This is a genomic window from Cellulomonas sp. Y8, from assembly GCF_008033115.1.
Classification (GTDB): domain Bacteria; phylum Actinomycetota; class Actinomycetes; order Actinomycetales; family Cellulomonadaceae; genus Cellulomonas.
In genome coordinates, this window is the sequence record NZ_CP041203.1 from 3798226 (window position 1) to 3815877 (window position 17652).

At 75.8% G+C, this 17652-nt stretch carries 16 protein-coding genes; all 16 read left to right on the forward strand.

Annotated elements, in window-relative coordinates; all coding sequences use genetic code 11:
- Positions 1-401: 401 nt before the first annotated feature.
- The 16 genes from FKM96_RS17260 to FKM96_RS17330 all read left to right on the forward strand — a co-directional run bounded on the left by FKM96_RS17260 (position 402) and on the right by FKM96_RS17330 (position 17628).
- Positions 402-2423 (forward strand): ATP-binding protein, encoded by a 2022-nt coding sequence (locus FKM96_RS17260; protein ID WP_168217025.1) that lies wholly within the window; start codon positions 402-404, stop codon positions 2421-2423.
- Positions 2420-2866 (forward strand): roadblock/LC7 domain-containing protein, encoded by a 447-nt coding sequence (locus tag FKM96_RS17265; protein WP_147796276.1) that lies wholly within the window; start codon positions 2420-2422, stop codon positions 2864-2866. Before FKM96_RS17260 ends, FKM96_RS17265 begins: the two co-directional genes overlap by 4 nt.
- Before the next feature lie 4 nt (positions 2867-2870).
- On the forward strand, positions 2871-3263 hold the full coding sequence (locus tag FKM96_RS17270; RefSeq protein WP_147796277.1) for a DUF742 domain-containing protein: 393 nt from the start codon (positions 2871-2873) through the stop codon (positions 3261-3263).
- The gene (locus FKM96_RS17275) at positions 3244-3933 is read left to right on the forward strand and encodes an ATP/GTP-binding protein (protein WP_246855046.1); all 690 of its coding nucleotides are present in this window, start codon (positions 3244-3246) and stop codon (positions 3931-3933) included. Before FKM96_RS17270 ends, FKM96_RS17275 begins: the two co-directional genes overlap by 20 nt.
- Positions 3926-5317 carry a PAS domain-containing protein gene (locus tag FKM96_RS17280; RefSeq protein ID WP_147796278.1) on the forward strand — a complete coding sequence of 464 codons (1392 nt, stop codon included), beginning with the start codon at positions 3926-3928 and terminating at the stop codon, positions 5315-5317. Before FKM96_RS17275 ends, FKM96_RS17280 begins: the two co-directional genes overlap by 8 nt.
- Positions 5314-6984, forward strand: a complete 1671-nt coding sequence (locus FKM96_RS17285; RefSeq protein ID WP_147796279.1) for a GspE/PulE family protein — start codon at positions 5314-5316, stop codon at positions 6982-6984. The genes FKM96_RS17280 and FKM96_RS17285 overlap by 4 nt, the downstream gene beginning before the upstream one ends.
- A complete protein-coding gene (locus tag FKM96_RS17290) occupies positions 6981-8192 on the forward strand; it encodes a type IV pilus twitching motility protein PilT (protein WP_168217026.1) in 1212 nt (403 codons plus the stop codon). Before FKM96_RS17285 ends, FKM96_RS17290 begins: the two co-directional genes overlap by 4 nt.
- An 11-nt stretch (positions 8193-8203) precedes the next feature.
- Entirely contained in the window at positions 8204-9412 is a 1209-nt protein-coding gene (locus FKM96_RS17295) for a type II secretion system F family protein (protein ID WP_246855047.1), read from the forward strand.
- Positions 9413-9438: 26 nt separating this feature from the next.
- Positions 9439-10002 carry a prepilin-type N-terminal cleavage/methylation domain-containing protein gene (locus tag FKM96_RS17300; RefSeq protein WP_246855048.1) on the forward strand — a complete coding sequence of 188 codons (564 nt, stop codon included), beginning with the start codon at positions 9439-9441 and terminating at the stop codon, positions 10000-10002.
- Positions 10003-10135: 133 nt separating this feature from the next.
- Entirely contained in the window at positions 10136-10648 is a 513-nt protein-coding gene (locus tag FKM96_RS17305) for a type IV pilin protein (protein ID WP_147796283.1), read from the forward strand.
- A gap of 127 nt (positions 10649-10775) precedes the next feature.
- The gene (gene pilM / locus FKM96_RS17310) at positions 10776-11786 is read left to right on the forward strand and encodes a pilus assembly protein PilM (RefSeq protein ID WP_168217027.1); all 1011 of its coding nucleotides are present in this window, start codon (positions 10776-10778) and stop codon (positions 11784-11786) included.
- On the forward strand, positions 11783-12505 hold the full coding sequence (locus FKM96_RS17315) for a hypothetical protein (RefSeq protein ID WP_147796285.1): 723 nt from the start codon (positions 11783-11785) through the stop codon (positions 12503-12505). The genes pilM and FKM96_RS17315 overlap by 4 nt, the downstream gene beginning before the upstream one ends.
- On the forward strand, positions 12502-13107 hold the full coding sequence (locus FKM96_RS17320; RefSeq protein WP_147796286.1) for a hypothetical protein: 606 nt from the start codon (positions 12502-12504) through the stop codon (positions 13105-13107). Before FKM96_RS17315 ends, FKM96_RS17320 begins: the two co-directional genes overlap by 4 nt.
- Positions 13104-14972, forward strand: coding sequence for a prepilin-type N-terminal cleavage/methylation domain-containing protein (locus FKM96_RS20835; protein ID WP_168217028.1), 1869 nt, complete (start codon positions 13104-13106; stop codon positions 14970-14972). The genes FKM96_RS17320 and FKM96_RS20835 overlap by 4 nt, the downstream gene beginning before the upstream one ends.
- On the forward strand, positions 14969-15625 hold the full coding sequence (locus FKM96_RS20840) for a type II secretion system protein J (protein ID WP_168217029.1): 657 nt from the start codon (positions 14969-14971) through the stop codon (positions 15623-15625). Before FKM96_RS20835 ends, FKM96_RS20840 begins: the two co-directional genes overlap by 4 nt.
- Entirely contained in the window at positions 15622-17628 is a 2007-nt protein-coding gene (locus FKM96_RS17330; protein ID WP_147796287.1) for a hypothetical protein, read from the forward strand. Before FKM96_RS20840 ends, FKM96_RS17330 begins: the two co-directional genes overlap by 4 nt.
- Positions 17629-17652 lie beyond the last annotated feature (24 nt).

The following is a 17652-nucleotide window of genomic DNA, read 5'->3' on the forward strand; positions in this document are numbered from 1 at the left end:
ACACCGTCCCGGGCGGCGATCGCGCGGCGCGGGGGTCCCGGCGGAAGTCGTCGCACGTCATCGGGGCAAATCGGGACTTTCGTCCCTGCGGGTCGGCCGGGGTCGCGTGGCCCGGTGCTGCCGCGGCGGTGCGCGCGCACGAACGGCTCACGCCGGGCCCCGGTGTCACCGCAAGGAGCCCCGCCGCCCGCCGGTGCCGCCGCCGTCGGCACGCAATCGGTGCCCCCGGCCCCCTGAATGGCTTTTCCGTCTCCCCGAACCGCATTTCGGCCGCGGGTGCCCGGAATGCCGCCGCGCGCAACGAAACCGCAGGTCAGGACCGGTTTTGCGCTGGCCGGAGCGCTCCGGTTGAAATGGTTGTCACCTGTCCGGTGATCGATTCAGCAGCAGCAGGAGGTGCAGTGCTCTCTCGTCCCGGGGCGACGTCCCTCCTGCCGTTCGAGGCGGACCCCACCACGCTCGGCCTCGTGCTCGCGGCGGCGGGCGTGCTCGCCGCCCTCGCGCTCCTGGTGCTGCTCCGGACGCGCCGTCGCCGGGCGGCCCGTCGCCGCGCCGCCGCCGGCGACGCCACCGTGCCGGACCCGGCGACCGCCGCGCCGGGGCCGGCACCCGCCGGGTCGGGGGTCGCCCCCGAGGCCCCCGGCCCGGACCGGGTCGTGCCCGCGTTCGTCCCGACGCCCGCGGCGGGGGTGCTCCTCGCCGGCGGCCCGCCGCCCTTGGACCCGTCGGCGCACCCGGCCACGCCGCCCGCGGACCCGCTCGCCGCGTCCTCGGCGGCGTTCGCCGTCGCCGCCCGCCGCGACATCTCCCTGCTCAACCGGCAGCTCCAGGCGCTCGACGAGCTCGAGCAGACCGAGACCGACCCCGACACGCTGCAGCAGCTGTTCCTGCTCGACAACCTCACGATGCGGCTGCGCCGGGGCGCGGAGTCGCTGCTGGTGCTCGCCGGGAGCCCGCCCGGCCGCCGGGTGCGGGACGCCACCCCGGTCTCGGACGTCGTCCGCACGGCCAGCGCGCAGATCGAGGCCTACGAGCGCGTCCGGGTCGACCTCACGGACGACCCGCCCCTGGCGGCGGTGCACGTCGTCCCGGTCGCGCACCTGCTCGCCGAGCTGCTCGAGAACGCCACGGTGTTCTCGCCCCCGGACACCGTGGTCGACGTCGTCGGGCTGTGCGACCCCGAGGCGATGCACGTCACCGTCCGCGACAGCGGGCTGGGCATGACCGCGGCGGAGCTCGACCGCGCGCACGCCGCCCTCGGGTCGCGGGCCGGCGTCACCGCGGCGACCGACCGGCTCGGCCTCGTGGTGGTCGGCCGCCTCGCGGACCGGCTCGGCATCGGCGTGACGCTCGCGCCGCGCCCCGACGGGCAGGGCACCGAGGTGACGCTCCGGCTGGCCCGCGAGCTGTTCGACGTCGCCGGCCCCGACGACGAGGGCGACGCGCCCGTCGACAGCGCGCCGGTGCTGCCCGAGCCCGTCCTGCTGCCGCCGGTGCTGGACCCGGACACGCTGGCGCCGGTCGCCGGCGGCGACGGGCCCGGCGGGCCGGTGCCGGCCGCGGCGCCGTACGTCCCGGAGCGCACGGTCCTCGACGAGCCGGGCCGGCCCGCCGGCGTCCCCGGCCCGCGCCGCAGCGCGAGGTCGCGGGCGCACGCGGCCGACGGGCCGCCCGGCGCACCGGTGGGGACGTCGCCCGAGCACGCCGCGCTGCCGTCGTTCGACGCGATCCTCGCCGGGACCCCGGTCGGGGGCGTCCCGGGCGGACCCGGAGCGCCCGCCACGTCGCCCGCACCGGACCTGCCGGCGGACCCGCCGGTCTACGGGTTCGTGCAGCACCACCCCGAGGTGCCGCACGCCCCGGGCTCGCGCCGGCACGCCGCGCGCGCCGCCACCCAGCCGGTCGCGGTCGCGGCGCACCCCGCGACCCCGGTCGCCGCCCCGGCGCCGCCGACCCCCGCCGCCGGCGTCCCCGGGCCGACCGGCGCCGCCCCCGTCGCGGCCGGGCGCACGTTCCTGCCCCAGGAGCCCGCCGACGCGCCGTCCTGGTCGCCGCAGGGCGGGCCTGCCGCGCCGGGGTGGACCGGCGAGCAGTCGCCCCTCGCGGAGCGCGCGTCCCTCCAGCAGCAGGCGCTCGCCGCGCTCAGCTCGATGTCGTCCTACCGGCCCCAGGTCGCCGAGGCGGGCGCCCCGACGCTCACCCGGCGGCTGCCCGCGGCCGTCGACGCCGCCTCCGACCCGGCGGAGGAGGCGATCGTGCGCGACGCCGAGGCCCTGCGCGCCCGCCTGACGGCGTTCCGCGCCGCGACCCGGCGGGCCCGCGAGGACGGCGCCGCCGACCCGGTCCACCGCGCCACCCCGACCGCCACCCCGACAGCCACCCCGACCCCCGCCCCGACCCCGTTCGCCGAGGAGATGCGATGACCGACCCGACACCGCGCCGGCGGGAGTTCGTCTGGCTCCTCGACGAGTTCGTGCGCTCCACGCCCGGGACGACGTTCGCCCTCGTCGTGTCCGCCGACGGCCTCCTGATGACCATGTCGCAGGGGGTCGACCGGACCCGCGGCGACCAGCTCGCGGCGATCGTCTCCGGCATCTCCAGCCTGACCCGGGGCGCGGCGCGCGAGCTGGGCGGCCGCCAGGTCGCGCAGTGCGTCGTGGAGCTGGACTCCGGCTTCCTGGTCCTCATGCACGTGTCCGGCGGCTCGGTGCTCGCCGTCGCCGCGGACACCACCTGCGACGTGGGCGTCGTCGGCTACGAGATGGCGATGCTCGCCAGCCGCGCGCAGACGACCCTCACCCCGCAGCTCGTGTCCGACCTGCGGCGCGAGCTCCCGGTGGACAGCCCCGCACGGACGGAGGCCTGACGCCGTGACCGACCCCCGCCGCGAGCGCCGCGCCGCGCCCGAGGTCCGCCCGTACGTCATCACGGGCGGCCGCACCCGGGCGGAGGGCGATGACGTGCGCCTGGACACGCTCGTGCAGGCGGACGGCTCGGCGCACCCCGCGCTCACCTCGGAGCAGCGGGCGGTCCTCGCCGGGCTGGCGGGCACCTACCTGACCGTGGCCGAGGTCGCCGCCCGGATCGAGGTGCCGCTCGGCGTCGCCCGGATCCTCGTCGCCGACCTGGTCCGGGCCGGGGCCGTGCGGGTGCACGACCCGGCCGTGCCCGGGCTCGACGCCGCCGCGGCGACCGACCAGGAGCAGCGCTACCTCATCCTCGACGTCCTGGAGAGTGTCTACGATGGCATTTCCGCCCTCTGAGGGCCCCGGCCCGCTGGGTCCGGAGCAGCCCGTGGTGCCGGCCGGCGCCCCCGCCGCGCGCGCGGACGGGCACGCCGCCGCCCACGCGAACGGGCACGCCGCCGCCCACCGGGCGGAGGCGCCGACGGTCGTGAAGATCGTCGTGGCGGGCGGGTTCGCCGTCGGCAAGACGACGTTCATCGGGTCGATCTCCGACATCGAGCCGCTGAACACCGAGGCCGCGATGACCGAGCACTCGCTCGGGGTGGACGACGCGGGCGGCCGGACCGCCGCGAAGACCGCCACGACGGTCGCGATGGACTTCGGGCGCATCGCGCTGCCGGGGTCGCTGTGGCTGTACCTGTTCGGCACCCCGGGCCAGGACCGGTTCCTGTTCATGTGGGACGACCTGGTGCGCGGCGCGATCGGCGCCGTCGTGCTCGTCGACACCGACCGCCTGGACCAGTGCTTCCCCGCGGTGGACTACTTCGAGTCCCGGGGTGTGCCGTTCGTCGTCGGCGTGAACTGCTTCGACGGCGTCGCCAAGCACCGGCTCGAGGACGTCCGCGCCGCGCTCGCCATCCCCGCGCACGTGCCGGTGCTGTACACCGACGCCCGGTCGCGCAGCGCCACCAAGCAGGCGCTGCTCACGCTGGTGCGCCTCGCGATGGAGGGGCTGCGCCGTGGCTGAGCACGTCGAGCCCACCGGGGCGGTCCGCGCGGTCGGCGCGCGCGACCTCATCTTCTCCACAACCGACGGCCGCGGGGTCATCGAGAGCGCGAACCAGGGGTTCACCCGCGTCGCCGCGCACCCGTGGGCCGACCTGGTCGGGGCGCCGCACAACATCATCCGGCACCCGCAGATGCCGGCCGGGGCGTTCAAGCTGATGTGGGACACCCTGCAGGCGGGGCGGCCGTTCTCGGCCTACGTGCAGAACCTCGCCGGCGACGGCGCGGCGTACTGGGTGTTCGCGACCGTCACCCCGCTGGGCGACGGCTACCTGTCCGTGCGGATCGCGCCCGGCGTCGAGGCGTTCTGGAGCGCCGCCGCCGGCGCCTACGCCGACGTGCTCGTGGCCGAGCGGCAGGCGCGGGCCGAGGGCCTGGGCGGCGTCGCGGTGGCCGAGGCCGGGTGCGCGCGGCTCGCGGAGCGGATCGGCCAGCTCGGCTTCGCCGACGCCGAGGAGTTCATGCACACGGTCCTGCCGGCGGAGGTGGTCGCGATGGCGGAGCGGCGGCGACCCGTCGACCCCGCCGAGCAGCACGCGGGCCCGGTCGGCAGCGTGCTCGCCACCTGCGTCGCCGTCGACCGCGAGGTCGCCGGCCTGATGGCGCGGCTCGACGGGCTGCACGCGCTCGCCGGGCGGCTCCAGGAGGTCGAGCGGGACGCGCTGGCCGCCGTGGCCGCGCTCGCCGAGGTCACCGAGCTGGCGCAGCACGCGTCCGCGACCGTCTCGCAGGCCGCTCCCGTCCTGCTCAGCACCGCGGGCGCCATGTCGACGCTGGGCGACGAGGTCGGGGAGATGCTCGCCGACCTCGCGCCGGAGCTCGGGGCGGCGCGGCGGGCCGTGCTGCGCGTCCGGTTCCGGATCGCGCTCGCGCGGCTGCACGGCGACGCGGTGGTCGACGCGGCGCGCGAGATCGACCGCGGCAGCGCCCAGCTCGGCCCCGAGCACCTGGCGCAGCTGTGCGCCTGCCTGCGCGACGACCTGGCGACCGCGAGCCGGGACCTGGCGGACGGCGGCGCCGTGCTGCGGCGGGTGGGTGCGGGGCTGGAGGTCGCGCACGAGCGGCTGCGCCGCACCGACCGGTTCCTCGCGACCTGGCGGGTGCAGGTGCCGCGCTATCAGGTGTCCCGGCAGCTGGCCCCGTACGTGTCGCCCATCGACGGCCGGCTGCGGATGAGCCACGAGCAGCTCGCCGCCCTGCGCGACCTGGCGGACCGGTGCGCGGCCGAGGCGCAGCCGTTCGACGACGGGCCGCTGCGCGTGCTGGTCGACCGGGTGGCCGCCGCCGCGCGCGGGCTCGCGCCCGCCGGGGTGCCGCCGCTCAGCCCGACGGGGGGCCCGCTGTGAAGCAGCTCGCGGAGATCCTGCTCGAGCGGGGCCTCGTCGACGAGGACCAGCTGCTCGCCGCGCTGGACGCGCAGGTCGCGACGCGCGCGCCGCTGGGCCCGGCCCTCGTGGCCTCGGGCGCGCTCACCGAGGAGCAGCTGGTCGGGGCGCTCGCCGAGCAGGCGGGCATGGCGTACGTCGACCTCGACACCGCCGACCTCGACCCGGCCGCGGTCGCGCTCGTCCCCGGGCCGGTGTGCCGGCGGCACGTGGTGCTCCCGGTGCGGACCGAGGACGGCGCTCTCCTGGTCGCGATGGCCGACCCGGGCAACGTGCTCGCGCTCGACGACCTGCGCTCGCTCACCGGCCGGCCCGTGCGGCCGGTCGTGGCCTCGCGGCGCGCGCTGGAGGCGGCCCTCGACCGCTGGGTGCGTGCCGACTCGGAGATCGCGGACCTCAGCCAGTCGATGCAGGAGACCCAGACCACGACCGGGGAGATCGCCGAGATCGGCGACGTCCTCGACGCCGACACCCCCGTGGTGCGCTGGGTGAACCTGCTCGTCACGCAGGGGATCGCCGACCGCGCCTCGGACATCCACGTCGAGCCGGCCGAGCACGAGCTGCGGGTGCGGTACCGCATCGACGGGGTGCTCAAGGAGCAGCAGCCCGCCCCCAAGGGCATGCAGGCCGCGATCCTCTCCCGGATCAAGGTCATGTCGGACATCGACATCGCCGAGCGGCGCAAGCCCCAGGACGGCCGGATGTCCGTGGTGCACCAGGGCCAGAAGATCGACCTCCGCGTCGCGTGCCTGCCGACCGTCTGGGGCGAGAAGATCGTCATGCGGGTGCTGGACAACTCGACCGCGCGGCTCGCCCTGCGCGACCTGTCGTTCTCCGAGCGCAGCTTCGAGGTCTACCACCGCGCGTACTCCAAGCCCTACGGGATGATCCTGGTCACCGGCCCGACCGGCTCGGGCAAGTCGACGACGCTCTACGCGACGGTGAACGCGGTCTCGAAGCCGGAGATCAACGTCATCACGGTCGAGGACCCGGTCGAGTACCGGCTGCCCGGCATCAACCAGGTCCAGGTCAACCCCAAGGCCGGGCTCACGTTCGCGGGCGCCCTCCGGTCGATCCTGCGGTCCGACCCGGACGTCGTGCTGCTCGGCGAGATCCGCGACCACGAGACGGCGCAGATCGCGGTCGAGGCGGCGCTCACCGGGCACCTCGTGCTCTCGACCCTGCACACCAACGACGCCGCCTCGGCCGTCACCCGGCTCGTCGAGATGGGCATCGAGCCGTTCCTGGTCGGGTCCGCGCTGGACGCCGTCGTCGCCCAGCGGCTCGCCCGGCGGCTGTGCACGAAGTGCCGCGAGCCCTACGAGCCCGCCCCGGCCGAGCTGCGGTCCGCGGGCTTCACCTGGCCCGACCCGACGCGGCCGGTCGAGCTGTTCCGGCCCGTCGGCTGCCCGGCGTGCTCCGGCACCGGGTACCGCGGCCGGCTGGCGCTGCACGAGGTCATGGAGGTCTCCGAGCCGATCGAGCGGCACGCCGTCGCCCGCTCGTCCGCGCAGGAGGTCGCCGCCACCGCGCACGCCGAGGGCATGGTCTCGCTGCGCGAGGACGGGTGGCAGAAGGTCTGCGAGGGTCGCACCTCGCTCGAGGAGCTGCTGCGGGTGGTCGTGTGACGACGCCCTGGTACCAGTCGACGGCCGTCCGGCCCGGTGCGCCGGTCACGGCGGAGCCCGTCGCGCCCGAGCCGGTCGCGTACCGGCCCGCGCCCGAGCCGGTCGCCCCGGCCGACCCGCTGACCGCCGTCGTCCAGGAGGGCATCGGGCTCGACGCGTCCGACATCCACCTCGCCGCCGACCACCCGCCGCTGCTCCGCGTGCACGGCGAGCTCCGGCCGTCGCGGGTCGTGGGCGTGCTCGCCGACGCCGCGGTCCGGGCGGTCGTCGAGCAGATGGCGACCCGCGAGCAGCTCGCGCGGTACGACGCCGACCACGAGCTCGACTTCTCCCACGAGGTCGCCGCCGGGTACGCCGCGCGGGTCAACGTGTACCGGCAGAGCGGCAGGACGGCGGTCGCCATGCGGTTGATCCCGGACCGGATCAAGGGCCTGGAGCAGCTGGGCCTGCCCCCGGTCGTCGCGTCGTTCGCGTCGATGCCGCGCGGGCTCGTGCTCGTCACCGGCCCGACCGGCTCCGGCAAGTCCATGACCCTCGCCGGCATCCTCGACCTGGCCAACCGCACCCGTCCCGACCACATCCTCACGGTCGAGGACCCCATCGAGTACCGGCACCGGTCCCAGCGGTGCCTCATCACCCAGCGCGAGATCGGCGACGACACCGACTCGTTCGCCGCCTCGCTCCGGCACGCGCTGCGGCAGGACCCCGACATCATCCTCATCGGCGAGATGCGCGACCCGGAGACCATCCAGACCGCGCTCACCGCCGCCGAGACCGGGCACCTCGTGTTCGCGACCCTGCACACCCAGGACGCCGCCCGCAGCGTCGAGCGCATCGTCGACTCGTTCCCCGCCGACGGCCGGGAGCTGGTCCGCACCCAGCTCGCCGGCACCCTGCGCGGGATCGTCTCGCAGACCCTGTGCCGCCGTGCCGACGGCAGCGGCCGGGTGCCCGCGGTCGAGGTCCTCATCACCACGCCGGCGGTGCGCGCGCTCATCCGCGAGGGTCGGCAGCACCAGCTCTACTCGACCATCCACTCCGGCGGCGACGTCGGCATGCAGACGCTCGACCAGGCGCTGTCCGCCCTGGTGCTGCAGGGGCTCATCACCTACGAGGCCGGGCTCGACAAGGCCCGCGACGTCGAGGCGTTCGAGCGGCTCTGCGGGCGCGGCGCCGGCGGCTACGGCACCGGGGCGGGGGTGCGCTGATGGCCGGCGGGATGAAGACGTTCGAGTACGCCGTCGTCGGGCCGGACGGCCGCCAGGTCACCGGCCGCATCGAGGCGTCGACCGAGCGCGCGGTCGCCACCCGGCTGCGCGAGCTGAACCTCGTGCCGACCTCGATCGCCGAGGTCGCGAGCTCCGGGATGAACAAGGAGCTGTCGCTCGGCGGCAAGAAGATCAAGCCGGCCGACGTCGCGATGGTCGTGCGGCAGCTCGCCACGATGGTCCGCGCGGGCCTGCCGCTGCCGCGGGCGCTCAACGTGCTGGCCGAGCAGTCCGAGAAGCCCGCGCTGACCGAGGTGCTCCGCGACCTGAACACGCAGGTCGGCGGAGGTGCCTCGCTCGGCGAGGCCGTGGACCGGCACGCCGCGGTGTTCCCGCCCGTGGCCCGCGCGCTGATCGCGGCCGGCGAGGTCGGCGGCTTCCTCGACGAGGCGCTGGCGTCGGCCGCCGCGGGGATGGAGTCGGACCTGAAGCTCCGGCGGACCATCAAGGGGGCGATGGTCTACCCCTACGTGGTGCTCGGGATCGCGGTGCTGGCGACCGTGGTGATGCTGGCGTTCATCGTCCCGGTGTTCGCGTCGATCTTCGAGGGCCTGGACGCGGAGCTGCCCGCCCCCACGCAGGCGCTGGTCGTCATGTCCGACGTGCTGACGGTCGCCGCGCTCCCGCTGACCGCCGCCGGCGGGGCGTTCGCCTGGTGGTGGAAGCGGCACCGCCGGGACCTGAAGGTCCGCGAGGCCGTGGAGCCGCGGCTGCTCCGCGCCCCGCTGGTCGGGTCGCTCATGCGCAAGCTCGCCATCGCCCGGTTCACGCGGAGCCTGTCGACGATGGTGAGCTGCGGCGTCGCCCTGGCCCGCGCGCTGGAGGTCGTCGGACCGACCAGCGGCAACATCGTGATCGAGCAGGCGGCCGCGCAGGCGGGGGAGTCCGTGCGCGGCGGCGAGTCCTTCGCCGAGAGCCTCGAGCGCACCGGGGTGCTGCCGTCCCTCGTGGTGCAGATGGTCACCGTCGGCGAGGACGCCGGCGACCTCGACGGGATGTTGAAGCACGTCGCGGACTTCTACGACGACGAGGTCATGAAGGGCACCGAGGCGCTGACGAGCGCGCTCGAGCCGCTGCTGCTCGTGCTCATCGGCGGCATCGTCGGCGGAATGCTGCTCGCCCTGTACATGCCCATTCTGACCGTGACCAGCAATATGTGATGGAAATGGTGATGACAATGAGAGCAATGCGACGTCCGGAAGAGTGCGACGACGGCTTCACCCTGACCGAGCTCCTGGTCGTGATCGTGATCATCGGCATCCTCGCCGCGGTCGCGGTCCCGCTGTACATCAACCAGCAGTCGCGGGCGCGGGACTCGGCAGCCCAGACCGACGTCTCGGGTCTCGGCCGGGAGATCCAGGCGCAGCTCGTCACTGCGGACGCGACGAGGATCCGTGTGGGGTACGGCCCGCTGGTCGCCGGAGGCACGTCCGGCGTGACCTACCGGATCTCCACGGAGAACGGGGCATCAGGGTCGTGGGAAGGCCTCGGTCGGGTCTCGGCCCACGTCTTCCTCGCCCAGGCGAGCGGCGCGGCCCAGAGCAAGGGCGGCACCTTCATCACGAGCCCGGAGGGCAGCTGGACGGGCTTCCCGCTCGTCGTCCACGACCCGATCAACCCGACGGCGACCGTCCTGACCGAGACCAACTGGTGCGTGCACGTGTCGGTGGACAACGGCAAGACGCCCTGGGGCACGTGGCGGTACTCCGCGATGCGCGGGCTCGAGGACGGCCGCTGCGGTCAGTACTGAGCGCCGGCGGACGCACAGACCTGCCGTCGAAGCCGCCCGCACCGGTGCCCCACGCGGCGACGGATGAGGACGCGACACCGGATCGCGACCTCGCACCCTGCACCACCTGAAACCGAACACGGAGGACAGAGACATGTCTGCACGTCTCAGGCGAGCACGTGAGGACGAGAGCGGCTTCACCCTCACCGAGCTGCTCGTCGTCATCGTCATCATCGGGATCCTGGCCGCGGTCGCGGTCCCGCTGTACATCAACCAGCAGGCGCGGGCCCGCGACTCGGCCGCCCAGACGGACGTGTCCGGCATCGGGCGGGAGATCCAGACCCAGCTGGTCACCGGCGACCCGACGAGGATCCGGGTCGGGATGAAGTTCGACGCCGCCGGTGACCCGGTGAACTACTGGATCGCCGAGGCCCCCGGAGGGACGCAGGAGGACCTGGGAGCGGTGTCGGGGACCGTCAGGCTCCGGACCGGCGCCGGGGGCGCGGTCGCCGACGCGACGGTCGAGGTCGCGCTGGTGCCGCACCCCGACTCCTCCGACCCGGTCAACCAGCACAACTGGTGCGTGAACGTCCAGACGGACGCCGGCAAGGAGAAGGACTTCCGCTACTCCGCGCAGCGGGGCCTCGAGCCGGGCACGTGCGCGTGACCGACGGCCGGTGACCGCCGGGGAGAGCATCCCCGGACCCGCAGGGGGCAGCACGACCGCCACCCGTCCCCGGAGCACGCGCTCCGGGGACGGGTGGCGGCCCCCAGGCAGCAGAGAGGGACCACACGTGACACAGCGACGCATCGGCGTCGACCTCGGCCGCACCGCCGTCCGGGTCGCCGAGGTCGACGGCGCGCCCGGCAAGCGGCTGCGGCTGCTGCGGTTCGGCGAGCACCCCCTGCCCCCGGGCTGCGTGGAGCGCGCGGAGGTGATCGACCCCCGCCGGGTGTCCGCGGCGGTGCGTCGCGCGTGCAAGACCGCCGGGGTGCGCAGCCGGGACGTCGTGCTCGGCGTCGCGGGGGAGCACGCGATCGTCCGCCCGATGACGCTGCCCGCGGCGAGCCGCGAGCAGATGCGCGCGTCCCTGCCGTTCCTGGTGCAGGAGAGCCTGCCCGTGCCGGTGGCGGACTGCGTGCTCGACTTCTACCCGATCCGCCGCGACGGTCAGCAGGTCGAGGGCCTGCTGGTCGCGGTGCCGGACGCGGCGACCGCCGCGGCGGTGCAGGCGGTCGAGCAGGCCGGGCTGCGCGTCGTGGGGGTGGACCTCGCGGCGTTCGCACTGGTCCGGGCCGTGGTCGTGCCGAGCGGCCCGCACGCCGTGGTCGCCGTCGTCGACGTGGGTGCCGACGGCATGCAGATCGTGGTCGCCGAGCACGGCGTGCCGCAGCTCGTGCGGTTCGGCGCGGTCGCCGGCGCGGCGCTGGTGGCGGAGCTCGCGCGGATCCTGCAGGTGGACCCGGACACCGCCGAGCAGGCGCTGCGCGACGACCGCGCGCTGCACGGCGACCTCGCGCCGGTGGTCGCCGGGCACACCGAGCGGATGGCCGCGACCGTCGCCGAGACGCTCGCGTTCCACGCGCAGAGCGGCAACCGCCCCGTCGAGGCGGTGCTGCTGACCGGCCGCGGCGCGGGTCTGCCCGGGTTCGGCCAGTACCTCGCGACCTTCGCGCGCGTCCCGGTGTCGCTGCCCCGGGCGGACGGGGTGTTCGCGGTGGGCGGCAGGGCGGAGCGCGCCTGCGACGGGAGCCTGCCCGCCTGGGCGGTCGCCGCCGGGCTCGCCGTGGGTGGTGCCGCGTGAGCCCGCTGCTCCAGCGAGGACGTGCGCCGGAGAGGGGAGCTGCGCGAGCACCGTCGGGCGCACGACCGGTCGTCGACCTGCTCCCCGACGGCGTGCGGAACCGCCGCGCGCTGCGCGCCGTGCGGGTCCGCTGCGTCGCGCTGCTGCTCGCGGTGGTGCTGGCCCTGGTCGGGGCGCTCGCCTGGGGGTGGAGCACGCGGTCGTCGGCGCAGTCGCGGCACACAGCGGCGCGGGCGGAGTCGGACACGCTCGCCGCGCAGCTCGCGACGTACTCGGATCTCGTGAACCTCCGGTCGGAGATCACGGCGGTGCGGTCCGCGATCGCGGACGGGATGCGCAACGAGGTGCTCTGGGCGGACCTCGTCGTGCGCCTCGTCCTCAGCGTGCCGCCCTGGGCGGACCTGGAGAGCATGGCGATCCTCATCGTCTTCGAGACGGAGTACGAGACCCGCGCGGACGACGACCCGTTCGACCCCGGCGGCGCGATCGGCACCGTGACGTGGGTGGCGCACGTGCCGACCCTGGAGCAGAGCGGAGCGCTGCTCAGCGCCCTCGACGCCTCCGACGGGCTGTTCGGTGCGACGTTCACCTCCGTCGACCTCGACGAGCAGACCGGCTGGCACAAGGTCTCGGGGACCGTCCGCCTCGACGACTCGGTCCGGTCCCACCGGTACGACGACGACGGTGACGGCGACGACGCGCAGGAGGAGGCGGCATGACGGGGGCGCGCAGGCTCTGGTGGGCGGCGACCGTCGCGGTCGCGCTGCTGCTCACCGCCGGGTGCTGGTTCCTCGCGCTCTCCCCGGTGCTGGACGAGGCTCAGGAGGCGCGTGCAGCGGCGGACCGGGCCGAGCAGACCAACGAGGACCGGCGGCTCGAGATCGCGCGCCTCGCGGCGGAGCGGGAGAACCAGCCGGCGCTGGAGGCCGAGCTGGTCGAGCTGCGCCGGAGCTTCCCGACGACCCTGGAGCTCGAGCCGTTCGTGCAGCGGCTCGCGGACCTCGCCGCCCGGTCGGGTGCGGTCGTGCGGTCCGTCTCGCGCGCGGATCCCGCGGCGAGCGAGGTCGGCGGCGGCCGGCTGTACGAGGTGCGGGTGAGCCTCGACGTCGAGGGCGCGATCGAGCAGAAGCTCCAGTACCTGAGCGACCTGCAGTCGATGGACGACCGGCTGTTCCTGGTCACCGAGTGGAGCAACCCCGGCGACGACCAGAGCATGACGATCACCGGCTACACCTTCGTCCTGGTCGACGCCGACGCGGTCCCCGCGGCCGACGCCCCCGCCGAGGAGGCCGCCGACCCCGACGGCGAGGCGTCCCCGTGACCCGCCGTCCCGCCCGGTGGCGCCGCGCCCGCGACGAGGGCTTCACCCTCGTCGAGTCCGTCGTCGCCACCACGCTGTTCGGCATCTTCGCCGCGACGCTGCTCACGTTCGTGATGGGCACGTTCCGGATGTCGGTGGAGACGCAGCGCCGGCTGACCGCGACGCACCTCGCGTCGGGCTCCGTCGCGGAGGCCCGGGAGCTCGCCGCGCGCCCCGCGGTCGTCGCCGGCGGGCCGGCCGCCCCCTCGATCGACCTGACGTTCCTGGACGGCACGAGCGTCGTCGACGTGGGCGGCACGCCGTTCCAGGTGACGCGGACGAGCCGCGCGGTGACGGCGGCCGGCGACGACGTGTGCGAGGCCGGGCTGTCCGGCGCCGCCGCGGCGGCCGCGCTGGTGGAGGTGACCGTCGAGGTGTCGTGGTCGACGGGGTCCGCGCCGGTGCGGCTGGTCGAGCGTGCGGCGCTCGCGGGACACTCCTTCGTCGTGGTGCGGGTGCACGACGAGACGGCTCCGGTCGCGGGCGTGAAGGTCGAGCTGCTGACGTCGGCCCAGCGCACGGGCGGCACGCCCACGGCCTCCTCGACGACGACCAGCGCCGGCGGCTGCGCCGTGTTCGAGGTCGACCCCGCCGCCGACCCCGCGCCGTACTACTGGTACGCGGTGCAGGCGGGCGACGCCTCGTCGGCCTCGGCGCAGTACGTGACCGCGGACGGGCGGTTCAGCACGGGGGCGCAGTACCTCGGCCGGGCCGAGGCCGGGATCGTGCGGTCCGCCGTCGTCGAGGTGCGCCGGGAGGCGACGCTGCGGTTCACGGTGCTGGACGCGGCCGGCGACGTCCTGACGGGCGAGCCGGACGACATCGAGGTCACGCTGGTCGCCACCGACGGGCACGCGGGCCGGGCCGAGCAGGTCCGGTCCACCGCCGAGACCGCCGAGACCCCGGTGGCCGACGACCGCTCGCAGGCGTCGTGGCGGTACCCGATGCGGCACCGGGACGTGGCCACGGAGGTCCCCTGGTGGGAGGGCGGGGGCACGCCCGTGGTGTCGCCCTCCGCGGTGACGATCACGACGCACCCCGTCGACCAGGAGGTCGAGCCCGGCGGGACGGCGACGTTCGACGTCGAGGCGACCGGTGACGGGACGCTGCACGTGCTGTGGCAGGTGTCGAGCACGGGCGGCTACTCCTGGTACGACCTCGACCAGGGCGACGAGCTGACCCAGGTGCAGCTCGCGCCCGGTCTCGTGCTGCCGGACGGCACCGCCGACCTGGGCAGGATGTCCGTGCGCGCCGTGGTGTCGAACGAGCTCGGCCACGCGGTGTCGCTGACCGCGCGCGTGCTGCTGACCGGTGCCGAGGAGGAGGACGAGGAGGAGGACCGGGCCGATCCCACGGTGATCACGGTGCCGCCGACCGACCAGGACGCGTCCGTGGGCGACGCGGTGGTCCTCGAGGTCGCCGCCGAGGGCGAGGGCCCCTTCGACGTGGTGTGGCAGTGCTCGTCCGACCGCGGCCTGACGTGGACCGACGTCGCCGCCGAGGTGGACATGTGGACCTGGACCACGCCGGCGCTGACGGCCGGTCAGCACCTGATGTGGTGCCGGGCGGTCGTCATCGGGACGGGCGGGATCGCCGTCTCGCCGCCGGCGACCATCTCCCTGTTCGCCGGGACGCGCGAGTTCGTGCTGCGCGCGCTCTGGCCGGCGGACTACACGCTCTGGATCGGCTCGCGGCCGGGGGCGCTGGTCCCGGTGCCGCTGCAGCCCGGCCGCGGCGTCGACGTGCTGCTGCACCAGGACGGCAGCGTGCTGGCGGTCCGCGACGCCGACGGCGTCGTCACGACGTCGGGGGACGGTGCGCCGTGACCGCGCTCCGAGGTCGCGCGGGCCGGTCCGCTGCCGACGCCGGCGTCACCCTCACCGAGCTGATCGTCGCCATGGCCGTGTTCGCGATCGTCCTGGTCGGCGTGGCGGCGCTCACCGCGGGCATCCAGCGCTCCGACCGCGCGGCGTGGGACCGGGTCGACGACGTCGAGGAGGGCCGGTACGCCCTCATGCAGCTGTCCCGGGTGATCGGGCGCGCGGTGGTGCCGACGACGGTCGGCGGGCGGGAGCGGGCCGCGTTCGCCGACCTCGCGCCGGACGCGCTCACCGTGTACGCGGACCTCGACAACCCGGGCGGCGGGGCCGGGCCGTCGCGGGTGGAGTACGCGGTGGCCGACGGGGCGCTGACCCAGACCACCCGGCGCGCCGTGGCGGGCGACCGGGCCACCTACTGCGCGGACGACGAGGCGACGCCGGAGTGCGAGGGACGGGTGCAGGCCGTCGTCCTCGCGCGCGCCCTCCGGGACGGCGGCGACCCGCTGTTCACCTACCTCGACGCCGCGGGGGACGAGACCGACGCCCCGCACCTCGTCCGCACGGTGCTGGTCTCGCTCGCCCTCCAGCAGGACCCCACCACCGGCGACGAGCCGACCCGGTTCACCGACCGCCTGACACCCTCGGGACTGCTGCCATGACCCGCCGCCGCCGGCCCGACGCCGGCCTGTCCAGCGTGACCGTGCTGTTCACGTTCCTGGCGCTCACCGCGCTGGCGATGGTCACGGCCGTGTACGCGGCGAACGCCGTCCGGCCCGCTGCCCGGCAGGCGCACTGGACGCAGGCGGGCGCCGCCGCCGAGGCCGGTGCCGCCGACTACCAGCAGCGCCTGCTCGCGGACCCCGCGTCCTGGCTGGACGTGGACTGCGACGACCCGGCGCTCGTGGGCCAGGACCCGGACGTGGTGCCGCACGCCTGCGCGTGGGCCGCCGGCGAGACGGGCTGGGCGCCCGTGACCGAGGGCGACGACCCGGCCTCGTCGCCCGCGTACCACTACGAGGTGACGACTGCTCCCGACGAGCTCGACGACCTGTGGGCGACCTCGCTCACCCTGACGGTCACCGGCCGGTCCGGCTCGGTGGAGCGGGTGCTCGAGGTCCGGTTCGCCCGGGCGTCGACGGCCGACCACGCCCTGCACCAGGCCACGGACCTGGTCGAGCCGACGACCTGGGCGGAGGGCCGGCGCGCGCTGGGGCTGCCGACGGACCTGGCCGACGGCTGCGGCGCCGGCACGCTGCTCCTCGCGGCCGACCGGCCCGACGACTGCGCGAACCTCGCGACGCTCGCGGCCGGCGACGCGATCACCGGGAGCGTCCTGACGCGGGACCGGCTGGCGGTCGGCGGCACGGACCCGACGGCCGACGCCCCGCTGGTGGACGGCGAGTACGCCACCGCGGACGCCGCCTGCGAGCCGGTCGACGGGGACCCCGCCACCTGGACGGCGTGCGTCGGCACGGCCTCCGGCGGGGACGCGTCGGCGGCCGAGGCCGAGGCGCTGCTCGGCGGCTGGGCGCCGGTGCAGCGGACCTGGACCGCGCTGCCGACGAGCACCGCGACGCTGTACGCCGACGTGCCGGGCTGCCACTACTACGGCGCCACCCGGATCGTCGGCGAGGGCAGGGCCATGCGCGTCTGGTCGCCCGGGACCGCCGCCGCGGCGGCGCGGGGCGCGACGGTCGCGGTCGCCGGCCCCGACGGGGTGACGCCGACCTGCGGCACCGGGACGGTCGAGGTCCCGGACGGGCTCGCGGTCGTCGTCTGGACCACGCCGCAGGAGCACGCCGGCCCGGCCGGCACCTGGACCGTCGACACCCCGCTGGACACCGTCACCCGGGAGATCGGCGGCGACGGCCCCTACGGCCGGCTGCCCATCGGGAGCTACGGACCGACCCCCGATCCCGCGCTCGGCGCCGGGTGGCTGACCGGCGCGATCGACCCCGAGACGACCCGCACCACCAAGTGGGCCCGGTACGGCAACCTCTACCTGGAGGGGCAGTTCTCGCCCGGCGCCGACGACGGCGGCGGCGGGCTGACGTTCGTCGCGCAGGAGTCGGTCGTCGTCACCGGCGACGTGCTCCGCACCGGCGCCGGGCCGGGCGACGGCTGCGCCGACGTCGGCACCGAGTGCCTGCTCGGGATCGTGGCGGGGCGGGACGTCGAGGTGCTGAACCCCGTGGTCGCCGACCTCGTCGGGTCGGGCACGGACGCGGACGACGCCCGCTGGGAGTTCGGCCTCGAGATCGGGGCCACCACGGTGCGGGCGCCCACCGAGGCCGAGAGCCGCGTCGGGGACTGGTTCGACTCCTGGCCGCACCGGTACAGCGACTACCGGACCGGGCTGACCCACCCCGAGAAGGACGCCGGCCCCGGGCTGCAGATCCAGGCCGCCGTGCAAGCCCTGTCCGGGACGCTGCGGGTGCAGCACCACTGGACCGCGGACCCCGGCTTCGACGTGGTGGTGCACGGCTCGCTCGCGCAGCGGTACGCCGGGGCGGTCGGACGGGCGGCCGTCGACGGCGACGGCGGGCACTACCCGACGATCGTGCACGACCCCGCGCTCACGAGCGGGACGCCGCCGTACCTCGCGCCGCTGCTCGGCGAGGCGTGGGAGGTGCGGGCGGTGACGGAGCTCGGGGCGCGCTGAGCGGCCGCCGTGCGGTGCCGCCGT

Excerpts from the sequence above, each read along its gene's own strand:
- FKM96_RS17305 (WP_147796283.1), top strand. The coding sequence starts at position 10,136 with ATGTCTGCACGTCTCAGGCGAGCACGTGAGGACGAGAGCGGCTTCACC.
- FKM96_RS17320 (WP_147796286.1), top strand. The coding sequence starts at position 12,502 with ATGACGGGGGCGCGCAGGCTCTGGTGGGCGGCGACCGTCGCGGTCGCG.
- FKM96_RS17275 (WP_246855046.1), top strand. The coding sequence starts at position 3,244 with ATGGCATTTCCGCCCTCTGAGGGCCCCGGCCCGCTGGGTCCGGAGCAG.
- FKM96_RS17300 (WP_246855048.1), top strand. The coding sequence starts at position 9,439 with ATGCGACGTCCGGAAGAGTGCGACGACGGCTTCACCCTGACCGAGCTC.
- FKM96_RS17330 (WP_147796287.1), top strand. The coding sequence starts at position 15,622 with ATGACCCGCCGCCGCCGGCCCGACGCCGGCCTGTCCAGCGTGACCGTG.
- FKM96_RS17295 (WP_246855047.1), top strand. The coding sequence starts at position 8,204 with ATGAAGACGTTCGAGTACGCCGTCGTCGGGCCGGACGGCCGCCAGGTC.
- FKM96_RS17265 (WP_147796276.1), top strand. The coding sequence starts at position 2,420 with ATGACCGACCCGACACCGCGCCGGCGGGAGTTCGTCTGGCTCCTCGAC.